General features: G+C 71.3%; 15 protein-coding genes and 1 pseudogene. 5 read left to right on the forward strand and 11 right to left on the reverse strand.

The window, feature by feature from the left end; genetic code table 11:
• Positions 1-309, forward strand: a complete 309-nt coding sequence (locus IE329_RS37480) for an HNH endonuclease family protein (protein ID WP_229928082.1) — start codon at positions 1-3, stop codon at positions 307-309.
• Between the two features lie 1,083 nt (positions 310-1,392).
• On the opposite strand, the gene IE329_RS41750 is transcribed toward IE329_RS37480, so the two are convergent.
• The 4 genes from IE329_RS41750 to IE329_RS37495 all read right to left on the reverse strand — a co-directional run bounded on the left by IE329_RS41750 (position 1,393) and on the right by IE329_RS37495 (position 3,139).
• Positions 1,393-1,521, reverse strand: coding sequence for a hypothetical protein (locus tag IE329_RS41750; RefSeq protein ID WP_268257381.1), 129 nt, complete (start codon positions 1,519-1,521; stop codon positions 1,393-1,395).
• 52 nt (positions 1,522-1,573) lie between these two features.
• Entirely contained in the window at positions 1,574-1,999 is a 426-nt protein-coding gene (locus IE329_RS37485; protein ID WP_190215537.1) for a hypothetical protein, read from the reverse strand.
• A gap of 259 nt (positions 2,000-2,258) precedes the next feature.
• Positions 2,259-2,600 carry a hypothetical protein gene (locus IE329_RS37490; RefSeq protein WP_190215538.1) on the reverse strand — a complete coding sequence of 114 codons (342 nt, stop codon included), beginning with the start codon at positions 2,598-2,600 and terminating at the stop codon, positions 2,259-2,261.
• Positions 2,601-2,671: 71 nt separating this feature from the next.
• Positions 2,672-3,139, reverse strand: coding sequence for a hypothetical protein (locus tag IE329_RS37495; protein ID WP_190215539.1), 468 nt, complete (start codon positions 3,137-3,139; stop codon positions 2,672-2,674).
• 576 nt (positions 3,140-3,715) lie between these two features.
• Here IE329_RS37495 and IE329_RS37500 point away from each other — a divergent pair.
• On the forward strand, positions 3,716-4,147 hold the full coding sequence (locus tag IE329_RS37500) for a TspO/MBR family protein (RefSeq protein WP_229928083.1): 432 nt from the start codon (positions 3,716-3,718) through the stop codon (positions 4,145-4,147).
• 761 nt (positions 4,148-4,908) lie between these two features.
• Here IE329_RS37500 and IE329_RS37505 read toward each other — a convergent pair.
• From IE329_RS37505 to IE329_RS37520, 4 genes and pseudogenes are all read right to left on the reverse strand, one after another.
• Positions 4,909-5,304, reverse strand: a complete 396-nt coding sequence (locus IE329_RS37505; protein ID WP_190215541.1) for a DUF2267 domain-containing protein — start codon at positions 5,302-5,304, stop codon at positions 4,909-4,911.
• A 68-nt stretch (positions 5,305-5,372) separates the two neighbouring features.
• Positions 5,373-5,759, reverse strand: a pseudogene (locus IE329_RS37510) (DUF2267 domain-containing protein); the annotation flags it as partial.
• Positions 5,756-6,130, reverse strand: coding sequence for an STAS domain-containing protein (locus IE329_RS37515; RefSeq protein WP_190215543.1), 375 nt, complete (start codon positions 6,128-6,130; stop codon positions 5,756-5,758). The pseudogene IE329_RS37510 and the gene IE329_RS37515, both read right to left, overlap by 4 nt.
• 187 nt (positions 6,131-6,317) lie before the next feature.
• Positions 6,318-6,752, reverse strand: a complete 435-nt coding sequence (locus IE329_RS37520) for an Hsp20/alpha crystallin family protein (RefSeq protein WP_190215551.1) — start codon at positions 6,750-6,752, stop codon at positions 6,318-6,320.
• A 114-nt stretch (positions 6,753-6,866) separates the two neighbouring features.
• Between IE329_RS37520 and IE329_RS37525 the strand changes: the two genes are divergently transcribed.
• The 3 genes from IE329_RS37525 to IE329_RS37535 all read left to right on the forward strand — a co-directional run bounded on the left by IE329_RS37525 (position 6,867) and on the right by IE329_RS37535 (position 8,253).
• Entirely contained in the window at positions 6,867-7,547 is a 681-nt protein-coding gene (locus IE329_RS37525; RefSeq protein ID WP_190215544.1) for a hypothetical protein, read from the forward strand.
• A complete protein-coding gene (locus IE329_RS37530) occupies positions 7,522-7,791 on the forward strand; it encodes a hypothetical protein (RefSeq protein WP_190215545.1) in 270 nt (89 codons plus the stop codon). The genes IE329_RS37525 and IE329_RS37530 overlap by 26 nt, the downstream gene beginning before the upstream one ends.
• Positions 7,792-8,031: 240 nt before the next feature.
• Complete coding sequence (locus IE329_RS37535; RefSeq protein WP_190215546.1) at positions 8,032-8,253, forward strand: hypothetical protein; 222 nt, start codon at positions 8,032-8,034, stop codon at positions 8,251-8,253.
• Positions 8,254-8,410: 157 nt separating this feature from the next.
• Here the strand turns inward: IE329_RS37535 and IE329_RS37540 are convergent, their stop codons facing one another.
• The 3 genes from IE329_RS37540 to IE329_RS37550 all read right to left on the reverse strand — a co-directional run.
• Complete coding sequence (locus IE329_RS37540) at positions 8,411-9,286, reverse strand: SigB/SigF/SigG family RNA polymerase sigma factor (RefSeq protein WP_229928084.1); 876 nt, start codon at positions 9,284-9,286, stop codon at positions 8,411-8,413.
• 333 nt (positions 9,287-9,619) lie between these two features.
• The gene (locus IE329_RS37545; RefSeq protein WP_190215548.1) at positions 9,620-12,046 is read right to left on the reverse strand and encodes a SpoIIE family protein phosphatase; all 2,427 of its coding nucleotides are present in this window, start codon (positions 12,044-12,046) and stop codon (positions 9,620-9,622) included.
• A 49-nt stretch (positions 12,047-12,095) separates the two neighbouring features.
• On the reverse strand, positions 12,096-14,428 hold a 2,333-nt coding region (locus IE329_RS37550; RefSeq protein WP_190215549.1), incomplete at its 5' end, for a response regulator.

The following is a 14,428-nucleotide window of genomic DNA, read 5'->3' on the forward strand; positions in this document are numbered from 1 at the left end:
TTGGAACGACGCTCCCCGCCAGTCGGCGCCTCCAGCTGGTCCGCGGCGGAGCGCCAGGCCTACGCCAACGACCTCGGCGACGACCGGTCCCTCATCGCGGTCACCGCCAAGTCCAACCGCAGCAAGACCGACAAGGACCCCGCCGACTGGCTCCCGCCCGCCGACGACTACGTCTGCACCTACGTCACCGACTGGACCACCGTGAAGACCCGCTGGGGCCTGACCGCCGACCCCCGCGAGAAGGACGCCCTCCAGCGCATCGCGGCCGGCTGCCCCAACAACGACATCGCCGTTGCATTCGCCCGTTGACCGACACTCGCCGCGACCGGCTGCGCGTATGGGCGCGGCCGGTACCGCATCTCACAGCACCAGGCCGCCAGGTTCCTCGGCCCCCGCGGTGCCAGCGACCGCACGCGACGACGGACCAAGTGCGTGGACCTCGTTCGAAGTCGGCGTCGTAACGGACACCCTTTTCGGCCCGTTGTCCTGTCAGGCCGCCCGGCGTGCATCCCCCCAATGAGACAGGCCGGACGGCGCCTACTCCTACCGATCACGTCGGCCTCCCGGGAGGCAGATGACGCACCGGGGTAGCACTGCCGTCCGCGCAGTCACCGGCCCTCGTCCCTTCCCGCCGGTGCCCGTAGGTCGCAGCCATGCGTGGACGACTGTCCCCTCAGCGGCGTCGCCCTCGGCGATGTGGCTGGGCAGGTGGCAGCTGTTGGTCCCGACGGAGAGTGGCCACCGCGACCATGGCTGTAACTACGGCGGCGACACCCGTTAGGAGTCCACCGACCGCGGCGGCGAGCACTGCGATCTGCTCGGTCCTACCACCGGGCTCCGAAGCTACTGTCGCGGCGGCCGACTGAGGTGCTGTTTGCCCTCCGCCTGGCAATGAACCAGTCGATGTCCCAGGTGCTGTGTGCTCGCCGCCGCCACCTGATGAACTGGTCGTCGCCGAAGAACTCGCTGCGGGCCGGCCGCCTTCACCCGGACTGCCGGCACCGTGAACGAGCAGGAACAGTGCGAGGAGGACGAGGATACCTGCCAAGATCGCAAGGCTTCCCGCGATCACCATGCGCCGCGTGAACCATCGAGGTCGCCCACCAGGGTCTGACAAACCACCAGCGCCAGAGGGCACGAACCAGCGCTCGCGCTTGTCTGGCTTCACCCGGCCACCGTAGCGAGGGCGGGGCCCGCTGGTGCAGAACGACGCGGACGCCGGGACAGAGATGCCACAAGTGGACTACCGGAAGGACCGGCACCTTCCATGGTCTGTGCCAGGTGGCGGAAGTCCAGCGGACGTAGTGGCAAGGAGGAGTGGTGCTGTGAGCCTGCGCCCTGCCCGGCTGGGCAGCGGCGAGTGTGACCACACCGTCAGAGTGGGAACAGGTCTTAGACCGCGCCGAAGTAGCCGAGCGCGCCGGTGACGCCCATCAGCGCGCCGTCCGGCGGCAGGGCCTGCACCACCGGCGAGACGTCCGCCAGCACGGTGAACAACTCCGCATAGGCCTCGAACGACACCCCAGGGACGCGCAGGTGCAGGATTGCCCGATCGGATCATTCCGCCCACCCCTCACCGCGCCGTGGGCCGGCTCCCGTACCGGCGCCCATGCGACGGGCAGGACCGGCTGGCTCGCCGCAGTGCGCCCGGCGGCTGCACTCCAGGACCAAGTACCCCGGCCAGGCCTTCCCGAGCACCTGGGACTACGTCCGTAGGGCGGGGTGCCTGGCGGACGGTTGCCGGGTCGTAGAGCACCCAGCCCCGCTCCTGCGGGCCGGAGCCCCAGCGGAGCAGCGCGATCCAGCGGGTCGAGCCGTGGTGCAGGCGCCAGCGCTCCACCACCGCCGGCCGCCACCGCCCGCCCACCCGCACCTCGACGATCCGCCACAGCGGCGGCCCGTGGTCCGGCAGTCCGGCCAGCGCGATGTCCGGCAGCAGCCGGGCGTCCAGATGCGGGGCGTAGCCGGTCGGCCGCCAAGGCGCGGGGCTCGCCGGCACTGCGGCCTCCCCGCGCTCGCCAGGACTCGGCACCGCCTCCCGGACCGGGAGCGGGTCGCGGCCGCGCCCGGCGGCGCCGGCGGCGCCAGCGGCGAGCCCCGCGGTGAGCGAATCGTGCGGGACCGGGCGCGGCCGGTCGGCTGCCGGGCGCCGTACCGCCTTCCTCGGGGCGGGCAATCGGAGCGGCGTAGGACCAGGGCTCACGCCGGCGCGCTCAACTGGTTCGGTGCCGAGCGGCCAGCGATACCCGGCGGTCGCGCTACTTCGCTACGGTCCGAGGGGCACCGTCCGGCGCCAGCTCGATCAGCTGGACCTCGCGCTCCTTGCCAGGGGCAGTGGTCACCTTGATCCGGTCCGGGCCGTCCCACTCCACACCGACCAGGTCGTCACCGCTGACGGCACCGGCCTTCCAGCGGCGGGCGGTGAGGCCACGGCCCTGCTCGACGTAGATCCGGACGTACGGTTCAAAGTCCCGGTCCTTCTCCACCACCAGCTCGCGGTCGGCACGCCCCGGCGCGGCGTGACGTCCGGTCTCGTCAGCAGGCGAGGACAGGACAACCAAACCGACGGGGAGGACGACCACCACCACTGCCAGGGTCATCCAGAAGACCGACCGCTCCCCCGGCCAAGTGCCCTTCAGGAGCGCCAGGAGGAAGGCGACCGCACCGCAGGTCAGGGCCGTTCGTCGTGGTGCCCGCACACCCACGCCAACGCCGCATACGCACCCAGCACCAGATCCACGTCCGCACCCGGGGTCGCACCCACCCGAAGCCGCACCTCCGCAGCCTGGCACTCCGCAAGCAACTGCGACCGGCACGGCCCCACCAAGCCCATCGCCTCGTCCCCCGTCACCGGCGCCACCGCCCGGGTACCCACCGCCCACCGGTAGGCCTGCAGCAAGCCCTGCTCGAAGGCCGTCCACGGCCTTCGGCGCGTGCTGAGTTCCTCCAACGCGGCGAACACCTCATCGGCCGCACGAACGCCCACCAGCATCGTCGCGCCCTGCATCGTCATACCCACGACGCTACGGCCCCACATCAGCACACGTCCGCTCTCGCTGCGCCGGCCGGAGGAACAGCAGCAACAGCCGCAGCCCCCGAAGGCGACGACCGAGAAGTCGATCACCAGCGTGGCGAACACCGGCGAATCACGAGGGTGCGGCGCAGCACGCCGCGTCCAGTGTCCGGCCCCAAGAGGCCATCAAGGTCGAGTTCGCCGCCGCCTGTCTCGACGACCGCCCTGGTGTGTCTGCCCGCAGCCTGGCGATGCCCGCGTGGCCAGCCCTGTGGGGCGGGGACGGCCGGGGCGTACGTCTCGGCCGTTTACTCGGCCGCTGTGCGGGGCGCCGGGCCGTGGGGGTGTACGTCCGGGCCGGCGCGTAGGCGTGCCGTGCCGCGTCCTGATGGGGACGCTCAGCCGGTTCAACGAGCAGTTCCCCTGGAAGGACGGGCGCCGGCGCGAGCCCGGACGACGGCTCACCACCCGGGCCACGAACCGCCCTGGATCCGCCTGGCCGCTCACCGGCCGCACCTGGGATGCGGGCCCGACCTGAAAAGCGCAGGGTGGGCACCACAGCTGCTCCCTGAGCCATCCGTCCCGGACGCCCTTCATGGATCCGGGGCGAGGGGGAAGACGCAGGCCATGAGGATCATCATCGAACGATCACAGCCACCGGCCCGCCGCCGCTGGCCGGTGTATGCGGCAACCACGGCGGCCGTGACCGCGAGTGCGGTCATCGGCGGGTGGCCCGTGGACCCCGACAGCGCCTGGTACCGGTCCCTGGCCAAACCGGCATGGCAACCCCCCTCGTGGGCGTTCGGCGCCGTGTGGACCCCGCTCTACGCCTCCATCGCCTGGGCCGGCGCCCGCGCCCTGCTCGCCGCCCAGCCCCGCGACCGCCGCGCCCTCGCCACCAGCCTGGGCGTCAACCTCTCCCTCAACACCGCCTGGAACTGGGTGTTCTTCCACTACCGCAGCCCAACCGCCGCGCTGGCGGGCACCGCCCTGCTCGACATCAGCAACGCCGACCTCATCCGCCGCACCACCACCATCGACCCCGTCGCCGGCGCGGCACTCACCCCCTACGCCGCCTGGTGCGCCTTCGCCACCGCCCTCAACGCCGACATCGCCCGGCACAACCGCCGTTGACACCCACGGCGGCCGCTGACCCACCAGTCCGGCCCGTGAACCACCCTCGAGCCGGAAAGACCGGGGACCGATACGTACTTGGCCCGGGCCGCTCGGAGATGTGAGGCGGGCATGCCTCCCAGCGCGGCCAGCCCGAGCGGCAAGCGCCGCCAGGCGCCCAGCACGCGGGCCGCCACCCGCACCTCCACGCCCCGCCACACCGGCAGACCCTGGTCCGGCAGTCCGGCCACCGCGATGTACGGGAGCAGCCAGCAGCCAGATGAGGGCGTCGCCCGCCGGCGGCGAGCTGGGGTGACCACCCACCCGAAGCGACACCCGCCGACCGCATCGCGCACCCGCAGCGCAGCGCAACTGAGAAGGCGGGCGGCTGTGCACAGCCACGCAACCCGTGGACAGCGTGGCTGGTTTTGTTCACGGGTTACGGAGTCAGTTCGTCATGGCTGCGGGAGGCGTGGTCGGGGGAACCGATGTTCACGAGAACGGCCGGCGCCCGCCGGTCCTGTACGGCCGGGGGCCCGGGCAGGTCCGGCGCAGAAGGTGACGCCCGCGAGGTCGGTTATCAGGATGGTCCCTGGTGGACCGGTGGTGAGTGCGGGCATGCGGGCGCAGCGCGGCATGCAGGATCGGGGCGGCGTCGAGGTCGATTTCGCCGGTGGCCTCAAAGGGGGCTGATTTAGGGCGGGAGAGACCTCCGGCTGTCTACCCGCCGTGTGGGAGCCGGGTTCGGCCGTGCGGATGGTGAGGGTGAGAGCGGGTTCTCTTCAGGCGGCGGTGGCGAGGTCGGCACGGCCGTAGAGAAGTGCGTAGCCGCGGGGCAGTTGGGCGAGGATGCGGCTGGTCAGTGCTTCGCCGGTGAGGTGGGTGAGGGCGGACAGGACGGAGGCGACGTGCCAGCGGGCGTGGAGGGGGGTGGTGTCGAGGGTGGTGGCGACGGTCTCGACGAGGGCGGGTGCGGGGACCGGCCGGGGCAGCGGGACCTGGGAGGAGAACAGGGCGCGGGCCCGGTCCGGCACGGCCGCCTGGAGGTCGCGGCGCTCGTCGCCGGTGAGTTGCCGGCCGAGGGCGGCCAGGACGGTGGCCAGGACGCGTTCGGCCTGCTGTTCGGTGGTGTAGCGGCCGGCGGCGCGGACCTGCTGGAGGAGGTGTTGCCAGGTCATGGCAGCGGCCTTTCGGTGCAGGCCGCCCGGTCGGTGGCGGCGGCGGCGGGTCCTGCGGTGCGGCCGGCGCGCGGATGGCCGAAGAGGAGGTCGTAGCCGGGCGGCAGTTGCAGCAGGATCTGGCGGGTGAGGTCGTCGCCGGCGGCGTCGGCGGTGGTGCTGAGGACGGCGCCGATGTCCCACAGGGCGCTCTGTTCGGTGGCGCCCTCGATCCAGGCGGCGGTGGCTCGTACGAACCGGTCCGGGCTGAGCGGTTCGGCGGCCTGCAGGGGGTTGAGCAGGACCAGGGCGAGGGTCTCCGGCAGGCGGGCGGCGAGGTGGGCGCGTACCTCGCCGGCCAGGTGCGCGCCGAGCAGGGCCAGGACCACCCGGCTGGCCCTTTCGGCATCGCGGGGGTCGTCGTAGGCCCCGCGTTCGCGGACCTCGTCCAGGAAGGCTTCCCATCGCATCGTCACGGCGCTTCTCCCTCCATCGCGAAGCGTGTCGTCCCGGGGCGCTGCGCCTGCGGGCGCGCGCCATCGGGCGGGTGGTGATCGGGGGTGGCTGTGAGTCGCCCTTCGAGGTTTGTGAATCTGAGCAGCCGCAGGACGTCCGGTCCGACTGCGCGAAGGACCAGGCGTCCGCCGTGGCGGTCGGCCTGGCCCCGGGCGTCCAGGAGGGTGCCCAGGCCCGCGCAGTCCATGAACGTCACCTGCGACAGGTCGAGCACCACGTCGCGGTGCTCGCGCAGGGCGGCCTCCAGGCGGCGGTGCAGTGCGGGGGCGGTGTCGAGGTCGATGTCGCCGCGGGCCCACACCACGGCGACTGTGGAGCGCTTGTTGTCCATGGCATGACTCGCTGTCCTGCCGTGCCCGCGCCGTCCTGGCGGCCGTGTCCGTCGCCCCCGGGGGACGCCGGGCGGAGCGGGAAGGCTGTCCCCCCGCTCGGCCCCGGCGCCCCGGGGCGGGGCGGGGTCTTGGAGTGTCCCGCACGGCCCCCCGGGGGGACGACCGTGCGGGACGGCGAGGACCGGGTCAGGCCTTGATCTGCTTGCGGTCGCCACTGTGAGTGATGGCGATCTTGCGCGGTTTGGCCTTCTCGGCGACCGGGATCCGCAGGGTCAGGACACCGGCGTCGTAGTCGGCGCTGATCCCCTCGGGGTCGAGGGTGTCGGAGAGCATGACCTGGCGGGAGAACACGCCGAGCGGACGCTCGGACATCTCCCATGTCACGCCCTCGCCCTCGCGGCGGGGGCGGCGCTCGGCCTTGACGGTCAGCATGTTCCGCTCGACGTCGATGTCGATCGCCTCGGGGTCCACCCCCGGCAGGTCGAAGCAGATCACGTACTCGTCGCCGGTGCGGTAGGCGTCCAGCGGCATCGGGGTCGGACGCGACCAGGTGCCGGTCGTGCTCAGGAACTGCTGGGTCAGCCGGTCCAGCTCACGGAAGGGGTCGGTGCGCATCAGCATGAAAAACACCTCCAGGTGGATCGGGCTGCAGGAGCCAGTGCGCTTCACCTGAATCCGTTCTAACATGTCATCCATCGGATGACAACAACCGAAGTCGCCTGGAGCGTGACATCGATGCGAGACAAGCCCACCCCGCCGAACAGCGGTGGCGGCCCGGCCGCCGAACCGGCGTCCTTCCTGGCCGCGGCCGCCGCGCTGGCCGCCATCGACAACGCCGTCCGCACCGCCAGGACCCCCGGCACCGAGCAGGAACCCACGGCGCAGCCGGACCCCGACCAGGCCCTCGCCGCCCTCCTCCTGCTGCGCGAACTGCGTACCGAACTCGCCGGCTGGGAGGCCGGCCTGGTGGAGAGCGCCCGCGCCGCCGGCGCCACCTGGGCCGACCTCGCCCGTCCGATGGGCGTCGCCAGCCGCCAGGCCGCCGAGAACCGCTACCTGCGCCTGCGCCCCACCACCGACCCCGGCCCGGGCGACACCGGAGCGGAGCGCGTCAAGGCCGTCCGCGACCGCCGCGCCGCAGAGCGCAACGTCACCACCTGGGCCCGCACCAACGCCGCCGACCTGCGCGTCCTCGCCGCCCAGATCACCGCCCTGCCCGACCTGAAACCCGAGGCCCGCCCCGCCCAGACCGCCCTGCACACCGCCCTCGCCGCCGCGGACCCAGCCGACCTCGTCGCCCCCCTCACCGGAATCCGCCCCCACCTCGACGCCCACGACGACCTCGCCACCCGCCTCGACACCCTCACCCAGCACACCGACCGACTGCGCCATGAGAGCAACCGACGACGCGCCTGACACCACCGCCGAACAACCCTGGCAGCACACCCAGGACCAGCTCACCCGCATCCGCACCCGCACCCTCGCCGAGGCCGGCGACGCCATCGCCGCCATCGACACCTGCCTCACCACGCTCGACACGCTCCGCAAGGACCTGACACACCGACCCTGGACCCGCAGCCCCTCCCCGCGCGTACCACCGGTCACCGGAGCTGAGACGGTGACCCGCCACGCAACGGCGACTTCGAAGCCAGTCGTCTGACAGCGGCCGGTCCCCTCCGTCGGCGCTCGTGACGGCGGCTTCCACCACCGTCAGCGCTTGAAGTAAGACCGGCGCCAAGGGCGTGGCGCAGCCGGATGGCTGCAGCCCGGTGATCCTCAGCGGCGAGCGGGGCTCGACGCCACAGGCTGAGTGGTTGTTCACCAAACGCGGCGTGCGCGGTAGCCGCGCTCACCCGATTCTGGTCCTCTCGCTCCCGGCATCGTAGGCAAAGAGTCGGCCATGTTCACCGACGCCATTGACGAGAACGAGGTCTACCCGACGCTCCGCGAACTCGTCGCCGCTCTTGAGAGCAACATCCGGGAGTCCTGCGAGAACACCATGTCGCCGACATCCTCTGCGCCGAAGTCGACGCCCGGATCCCGACGACGAGCGCTCCGACGCCAAGACCACCGTCCTCAAGGCGAATGGTTCCCCAACGGCCCGCGCCGCACTTGGGCGTGAGGAACTGCAGGACATCGGCGCCCCCAGGCTCGAAGTCCGCGCCACCGCCCCCAGCAGACCCCACGAGCCGAGCGCACTCAAGAAGGCCGCGGGCGCCCTCCTCGCCTGATCACCCCGGGCCCCGCCCCGCCGCGGTGGGACGGCCCGGGAGCATCACCTACTGCTCGGTGAGCAGGGCTTCCCGCAGCCGGCTCAGGGTGCGGTTGAGGATGCGGGAGACGTGCATCTGGGACACCCCGAGGCGCTCCCCGATCTGGGACTGGGTCATCTCGGCACCGAAGCGCATGGAGAGGATCGCGCGCTCACGCTCGGGGAGGGCCGCGACGAGCGGCTTGAGGCTCTCCAGGTCCAGGACCGCCTCGAAGCCCTTCTCCTCCACGGCGAACCGGGCGGCGATGCTGCCCTCGGCGTCCTCCTCGTCGCCGGGCATGTCCAGCGAGTGCGTGCTGTACGCCTCGGCGGCCTTCAGGCCCTCGATGACGTCCTGCTCGTCCATCGACAGGTGCTGCGCGATCTCCCGGGGTGTGGGAGCCCGGTCGAGGGCCTGCTGGAGGTCGTCGCCGGCCTTGGCCAGGGTGAGGCGCAGCTCCTGCATGCGGCGCGGGACGTGGACCATCCACGAGGTGTCGCGGAAGAAGCGCTTGATCTCGCCGGTGATGGTAGGCAGGGCGAAGGTGGAGAACTCGTAGTCCAGGGTGGGGTCGAAGCGGTCGATGGCCTTGATCAGGCCGACGGTGCCGACCTGGATGATGTCGTCCATCGGTTCGCTGCGGTGGCTGAAGCGGCGGGCGGCGAACTTCACCAGGGCCAGGTTGAGTTCGATGAGGGTGCCGCGGACGTAGGAGTACTCCCGGGTTCCTTCCTCCAGGTCCCGCAGCCGCAGGAAGAGGTTCTTGGACAGGGCCCGGGCGTCGGCAGGCGCGACCTCGCGAAGATTTTCGGCCCTCGGCGGGACCGGCGCCGGGGCAACGGGAGCTTCCCTGGTGATGCGATCGGCGGGGGCGGTGGTCGGCGCCACGTCCTGAACGGTCATGAGGGTCACTCTCCTTGCTGTGCTGGGGTGGGGAATTCGGTGGTGTCCGCCGCTCTGCTCCCCCGGCCGACCGAAAGTATGCGTGCAAGATGATAGGCGGCTGATTGGTTGCTTTCGTGCCTTGAGGGGAGAGCGGGCGGCCGGCCACTGGGCCGATTCGATGTTCGGGGACAGCGCAGGGCGCCTGCGAGCTGAGAGGTGCTCGGCAGGTGAGGCGGATCGGTGTCGCCGCAGCGGTGTCAGGCGGCTTTCCCTGGCGGCCTGTCGTCGTGTGCGGGCGGGGGTTCGGTCACTGGTGCGGCCCATGGGCGGCGAATGCCGGTGGTGCTCGGTCTACTGGACGGTGATTCCGATCAGGCAGGTGTCGTCGTCGGTGTCCGCGCTGCTGTGGCGCAGGAGGTGGTCGAGGCGGTGTTCCAGCTCGGCCACTGCGTCCGAGCGGCTCGGGGCATGGGCCTGGGCCGTGATGCGCAGATGGTCGAGCGAGGCCTGCAGGGACCGGTCCTTCCGCTCGATCAGGCCGTCCGTGTACAGCATGAGGGTGTCGCCGGACTGCAGCTCGATCTCGCCCTCTTCGTAGTCGGCCTGGTCCAGTGCGCCCAGCAGGATGCCGGAGATCGGGGTCAGGTGAATGGCCGACTCGTCGCGGAGCAGGAGGGGAGGCAGGTGGCCGGCCCTGGCCCAGCGAAGGAGGCGGGTCCCAGGCTCGTAGAGCGCGCAGACGGCGGTGGCGGTGACGTTCTCGGTCAGGTGGTGCGTCACGCTGTTCAGCCAGGAGAGCAGTTGTGCGGGCCCGGCGCCGGTGGCGGCCAGGCCGCGCAGGGCGTTGCGGAGCGCGACCATGCCGGTGGCGGCGTCGATGCCGTGCCCGGCGACGTCGCCGACGCAGAGCAGGACGTGACCGGAGGGCAGATCGACGGTGTCGTACCAGTCACCGCCGACCAGGTGTTCCTTCTCGGCTGGGCGGTAGCGGACGGCGACCCGCAGGTCGTGCAGTTCCAGCGGGCCTCGGCTGGGCGGCATGATGGCGTGCTGGAGCTGCAGGGCGAGCCGGCTGCGTTCGGCGGACTGCTGTTCGGTTTGGGCGAGCTGGTCGCGGGTCGCGGCCAGCGCGACTTCGGTCCAGTGCTGGGAGGAGACGTCCTGGTAGGCGCCGCGGATGGCGGTGAGCCTGCCGTCCTGGTTCAGGACCGGTTCGGCGACCACCCGGATGTGGCGGGCGATGCCGTCCGCGCGTTTGAGGCGGAAGGCTGTCGACGCGGGGCGCTGGTGGTGCAGAAGGGTCCGCAGGAACCGGCCGATGGTGTGCTCGTCGTCCGCGTGGGCGTGGGCCGCAAGGTGCTCGATCGAGATGGGGTCGGCGGTGTGCGCCAGTCCGTAGAGGTCGAACAGGGTGTCGTTCCAGGCGATCTCGCCACTGCGGAGGTTCTGCTCGAATCCTCCGATGCGTCCGAGCCGCTGGGCGTGCTGGAGGAGGCTCGCGACCCGGGCCGTCCCGTCCATGGTCCGCCAGTGGACCACCACCTGGGTTCCGTGGCGGCTGATGTTCACTGCGGCCTCGGTGGCCAGCGGGACGCCGTCGACGAGCGCCGCAAGATGCATGGCCGGCGAGCGGAAGGGCTCACCGGTCGCGAGGACGTGTTCGATCTTCTCGAACAGTCCGCCCGACTCGGCGGCCAGCGGGTAGGCCTCCATGAGCCGGGCGCCGAGGATGGCGGTGCGGGGCCGGCCCGCGAAGTCGACGAAGCGGGGGTTGACGTGCTTGATCAGGTAGTCGGTCGGCAGGTGGGCCGTGTCGAAGACGGGCTGCAAGACCATGCACGGGTCCGGCAGCCCGTGGATCAGCTCCAGGAGTTCGGCCGTCTGCGGAGCGGCGGCCGGGTCGGTGTCGCCCGCCGGGCGGGACTCCAGGGCGGTCGCGCACAGCTCGGCCAGGGTTTCGAATTGGCGCTGCAGCGACTGCGACTGTGGCGGGAGCCCGTTCGGCCAGCAGATTTCGAGCACGCCCGTGATCCGGCCACCCACACCGGCCGGGACGGCGAGGCGGCCGCCGGTGATGTCCCGTTGCCCGATGGAAGGAAGCCGCGCCGCGTCCGGCGAATCGTACGCCGTGGCGGCGCGCTCGGTCAGCGCCCGGCGCGCCGGAGTGGGAACGCCGGGCGGGACGTGTCGCCAGAGCCGCGCCTCCTGCTCGCCGAAGCCGGCGCTGCCCGCCAGTGTCAGGGACTGATCGGCATTGGCCGACCAGATGGCCACCGCCTGTGCCCCGAGCGGCCGCAGGGCATGTTCGAGGACCGACTGGGCAACGGCCTGGACGTCATCGGCGATCAGCATCCCGGTCTCGGCGCTGCGCAGTCGCAGTCCCAACGACGGCTCGGCCGCCGTCGCGACGAAGTCGCGGGCGACGTCGGCTATCCGGTCGTGCGAGGCCTGGTTGACCAGGTCCGCGGCCAGTTCCAGGACGGAGACGTTCGACTGGGCGGCCAGGTCCTCCAGTTGACGGGAGGCATCCGCCGGGCCGTAACCGAGGCGCTCGACGAGGATGCCCTTGGCGAGTTCGACCAGGGCCCGACCGTCGGCCTCGGCCCGCGCCTGGGCCAGCTCGCGGCTAAGGCGCTCGACCGTCGAGGTCAGACGCCCGACGACGCCGGCGTCGGCCGGTGCCTCCGATCTGCCGACGGCCCGGAAGGGGGGCAGTACGGGCGCCCCGTCCGAATCCTCCGTTTGGTCGGCACACGGAGGCTGCTGGGGGTCGCTCATCGGTCCCTCCTCGGCTTGCATGGTTGTGGGGTGGACTGACCGGACGGGGTTAGGGGCGCAGCCAGCGCTCGATGCAGGCGATGAGGTCGTTCGCGTCGACGGGCTTGGTGACGTAGTCGCTCGCGCCGGAGGCGAGGCTCTTCTCCCGGTCACCCACCATGGCCTTGGCGGTGACGGCGATGATGGGCAGGTCCGCGTGTTGCGGCATCGCGCGGATCGCGGCGGTGGCGGCGTACCCGTCCATCTCCGGCATCATGACGTCCATCAGGATCAGGTCGATCCCGCTGTGCCGGTTGAGGGTGTCGATCGCGGCTCGGCCGTTCTCGGCCTGCAGGACCTGCATGCCGTGCAGCTCCAGGATGCCCGTGATGGCGTAGAGGTTGCGGTCATCGTCGTCGACGACTAGCACGGTGCGCCCGGCGAGCGAGCCGTCCACGTTCTGGGCGAACAGGGTTGCTGAGTCGTCGTTGCGGACCAGTGGCAGTACGTCGCCCGGCTGGTCGGCGCTCAGGTGCAAAGCGATGCGCTCGCGCAGCTCGTCGAGGCTGGAGAGCAGTTCCAGCGGCTGGGTAGTGGCGCGGTCCTGCAGGAGCCGTTCCTGTTCGGCCCCCAGGCGCCGGTTGTTGTGGGCCAGGACCGGCACGTTGTGCAACGCGGAGTCGTGGGCCATGGCCTCCAGGAAGTCCAGCGCCGCTCCGTTCGGCAGGTCCAGTTCGAGGACGACGCAGTGGCAGGGTGTGGCAGCCAGTGTCTCCGCCGCCTCGCGGGCGCCGACGGTGGTGATGACCTCGACCGGGCCGCGCGGGTCGCCGAGGTCCGCGTGTCCGGCCAGGTCGGCGACGGCGCTCTCGGCGACGAGGGACAGCAGGCCGCGAGGACGCTCCTCGACGACCAGTAGCCGCTTGGGCCGACTGATCTCCAGCACAGCGCTCTGCCCATCCAGCTCCGCCGGCCCGGACGGCGTTGCCTCGGCCGGCCCGGCCTCCAGGGCAATTCGCGGAGTCCCGACGCTCAGCGCGAGGAATTCTGCCCGGGACGCGGGCAGGTACAGGGTGAACACACTGCCGTGGCCCGGTGTGCTCCGGGCGGTGATGGCGCCGCCGAGGAGGAAGGCGATCTCGCGGCTGATGGAGAGTCCGAGGCCGGTGCCGCCGTACTTGCGGCTGGTGGTGCCGTCGGCCTGCTGGAAGGCGCCGAACACGCTCTCCAGGTGCTGAGGCTCGATCCCGATACCGGTGTCCACCACGTGGAAGGCGATGACGGGTTCGTCGTCGCGGCGGGCGGCCTCCGGCACGCTCGCCGCGTCTGCGACCTCGATCCTCAGCTCGACGCTGCCCCTCTCCGTGAACTTCACGGCGTTGGACAGGAGGTTGCGCAGGATCTGCCGGAGCCGGTAGTCGTCGGTGACGATGTCGGCGGGCACACCGCCGGCCGTGTTGATCTCGAAGGCCAGGCTCTTCTGGGTCGTCAGGGGGCGGAACGTCGCTTCGACGTAGTCGAGCAGCTTGTTCAGCGGGATGTGTTCAGGAGTGACGTCCATCTTGCCTGCCTCGACCTTGGAGAGGTCGAGGATGTCGTTGATCAGCTGCAGCAGGTCGGAGCCGGCCGAGTGGATGATGCCGGCGTACTCGACCTGCTTGGCGGTCAGGTTGCGGGTCGGGTTCTGGGCCAGCAGCTGGGCCAGGATGAGCAGGCTGTTCAGCGGGGTGCGCAGCTCGTGGCTCATGTTGGCCAGGAACTCGGACTTGTACGTGGAGGCGAGGGAAAGCTGGTGGGCGCGGTCCTCCAGCTCCTGGCGGGCCTGCTCGATCTCCAGGTTCTTGGTCTCGATGTCCCGGTTCTGCGCGGCCAGCAGTGCGGCCTTGTCCTCCAGTTCGGCGTTGGAGGACTGCAACTCCTCCTGACGGGACTGAAGTTCGGCGGACCGCACCTGGAGTTCGGAGGTCAGCCGCTGGGACTCGTCGAGGAGTTCGTCGGTGCGGGCGTTGGCCACGATGGTGTTGACGTTGACGCCGATGGTTTCCATGAGCTGTTCGAGGAACGCGCGGTGCACCGGGGTGAAGTCGTGCACCGTGGCGAGTTCGATGACGCCCAGGACTTGGTCCTCGACCACGATCGGCAGGACGACGAGTGCCTTGGGCTCGGCGCGGCCGAGGCCGGAGGAGACGCTCACGTAGCCGGCCGGCAGGGAGTCGACGGCGATGGTGCGCCGGCTGCGGGCGGCCTGGCCGACGAAGGACTCGCCGAGCCTGAAGCGGGCCGGGGCCTCGCCGGGCTGGAAGGCGTAGGAGCCGATCAGGTTGAGGAACGTGGTGTCGGCGGTCTCTTCGGCGAGGTAGAAGGCGCCGTACTGGGCGCCGACCAGCGGGGTGAGTTCGTCCA

The sequence above is a fragment of the Kitasatospora indigofera genome (assembly GCF_014655955.1).
Classification (GTDB): domain Bacteria; phylum Actinomycetota; class Actinomycetes; order Streptomycetales; family Streptomycetaceae; genus Kitasatospora; species Kitasatospora indigofera.

Excerpts from the sequence above, each read along its gene's own strand:
- IE329_RS37530 (WP_190215545.1), top strand. The coding sequence starts at position 7,522 with ATGAGAGCAACCGACGACGCGCCTGACACCACCGCCGAACAACCCTGG.
- IE329_RS37490 (WP_190215538.1), bottom strand. The coding sequence starts at position 2,600 with ATGACCCTGGCAGTGGTGGTGGTCGTCCTCCCCGTCGGTTTGGTTGTC.
- IE329_RS37515 (WP_190215543.1), bottom strand. The coding sequence starts at position 6,130 with ATGGACAACAAGCGCTCCACAGTCGCCGTGGTGTGGGCCCGCGGCGAC.
- IE329_RS37540 (WP_229928084.1), bottom strand. The coding sequence starts at position 9,286 with ATGACCGTTCAGGACGTGGCGCCGACCACCGCCCCCGCCGATCGCATC.
- IE329_RS37520 (WP_190215551.1), bottom strand. The coding sequence starts at position 6,752 with ATGCTGATGCGCACCGACCCCTTCCGTGAGCTGGACCGGCTGACCCAG.
- IE329_RS37525 (WP_190215544.1), top strand. The coding sequence starts at position 6,867 with ATGCGAGACAAGCCCACCCCGCCGAACAGCGGTGGCGGCCCGGCCGCC.
- IE329_RS37505 (WP_190215541.1), bottom strand. The coding sequence starts at position 5,304 with ATGACCTGGCAACACCTCCTCCAGCAGGTCCGCGCCGCCGGCCGCTAC.
- IE329_RS37545 (WP_190215548.1), bottom strand. The coding sequence starts at position 12,046 with ATGAGCGACCCCCAGCAGCCTCCGTGTGCCGACCAAACGGAGGATTCG.
- IE329_RS37535 (WP_190215546.1), top strand. The coding sequence starts at position 8,032 with ATGTTCACCGACGCCATTGACGAGAACGAGGTCTACCCGACGCTCCGC.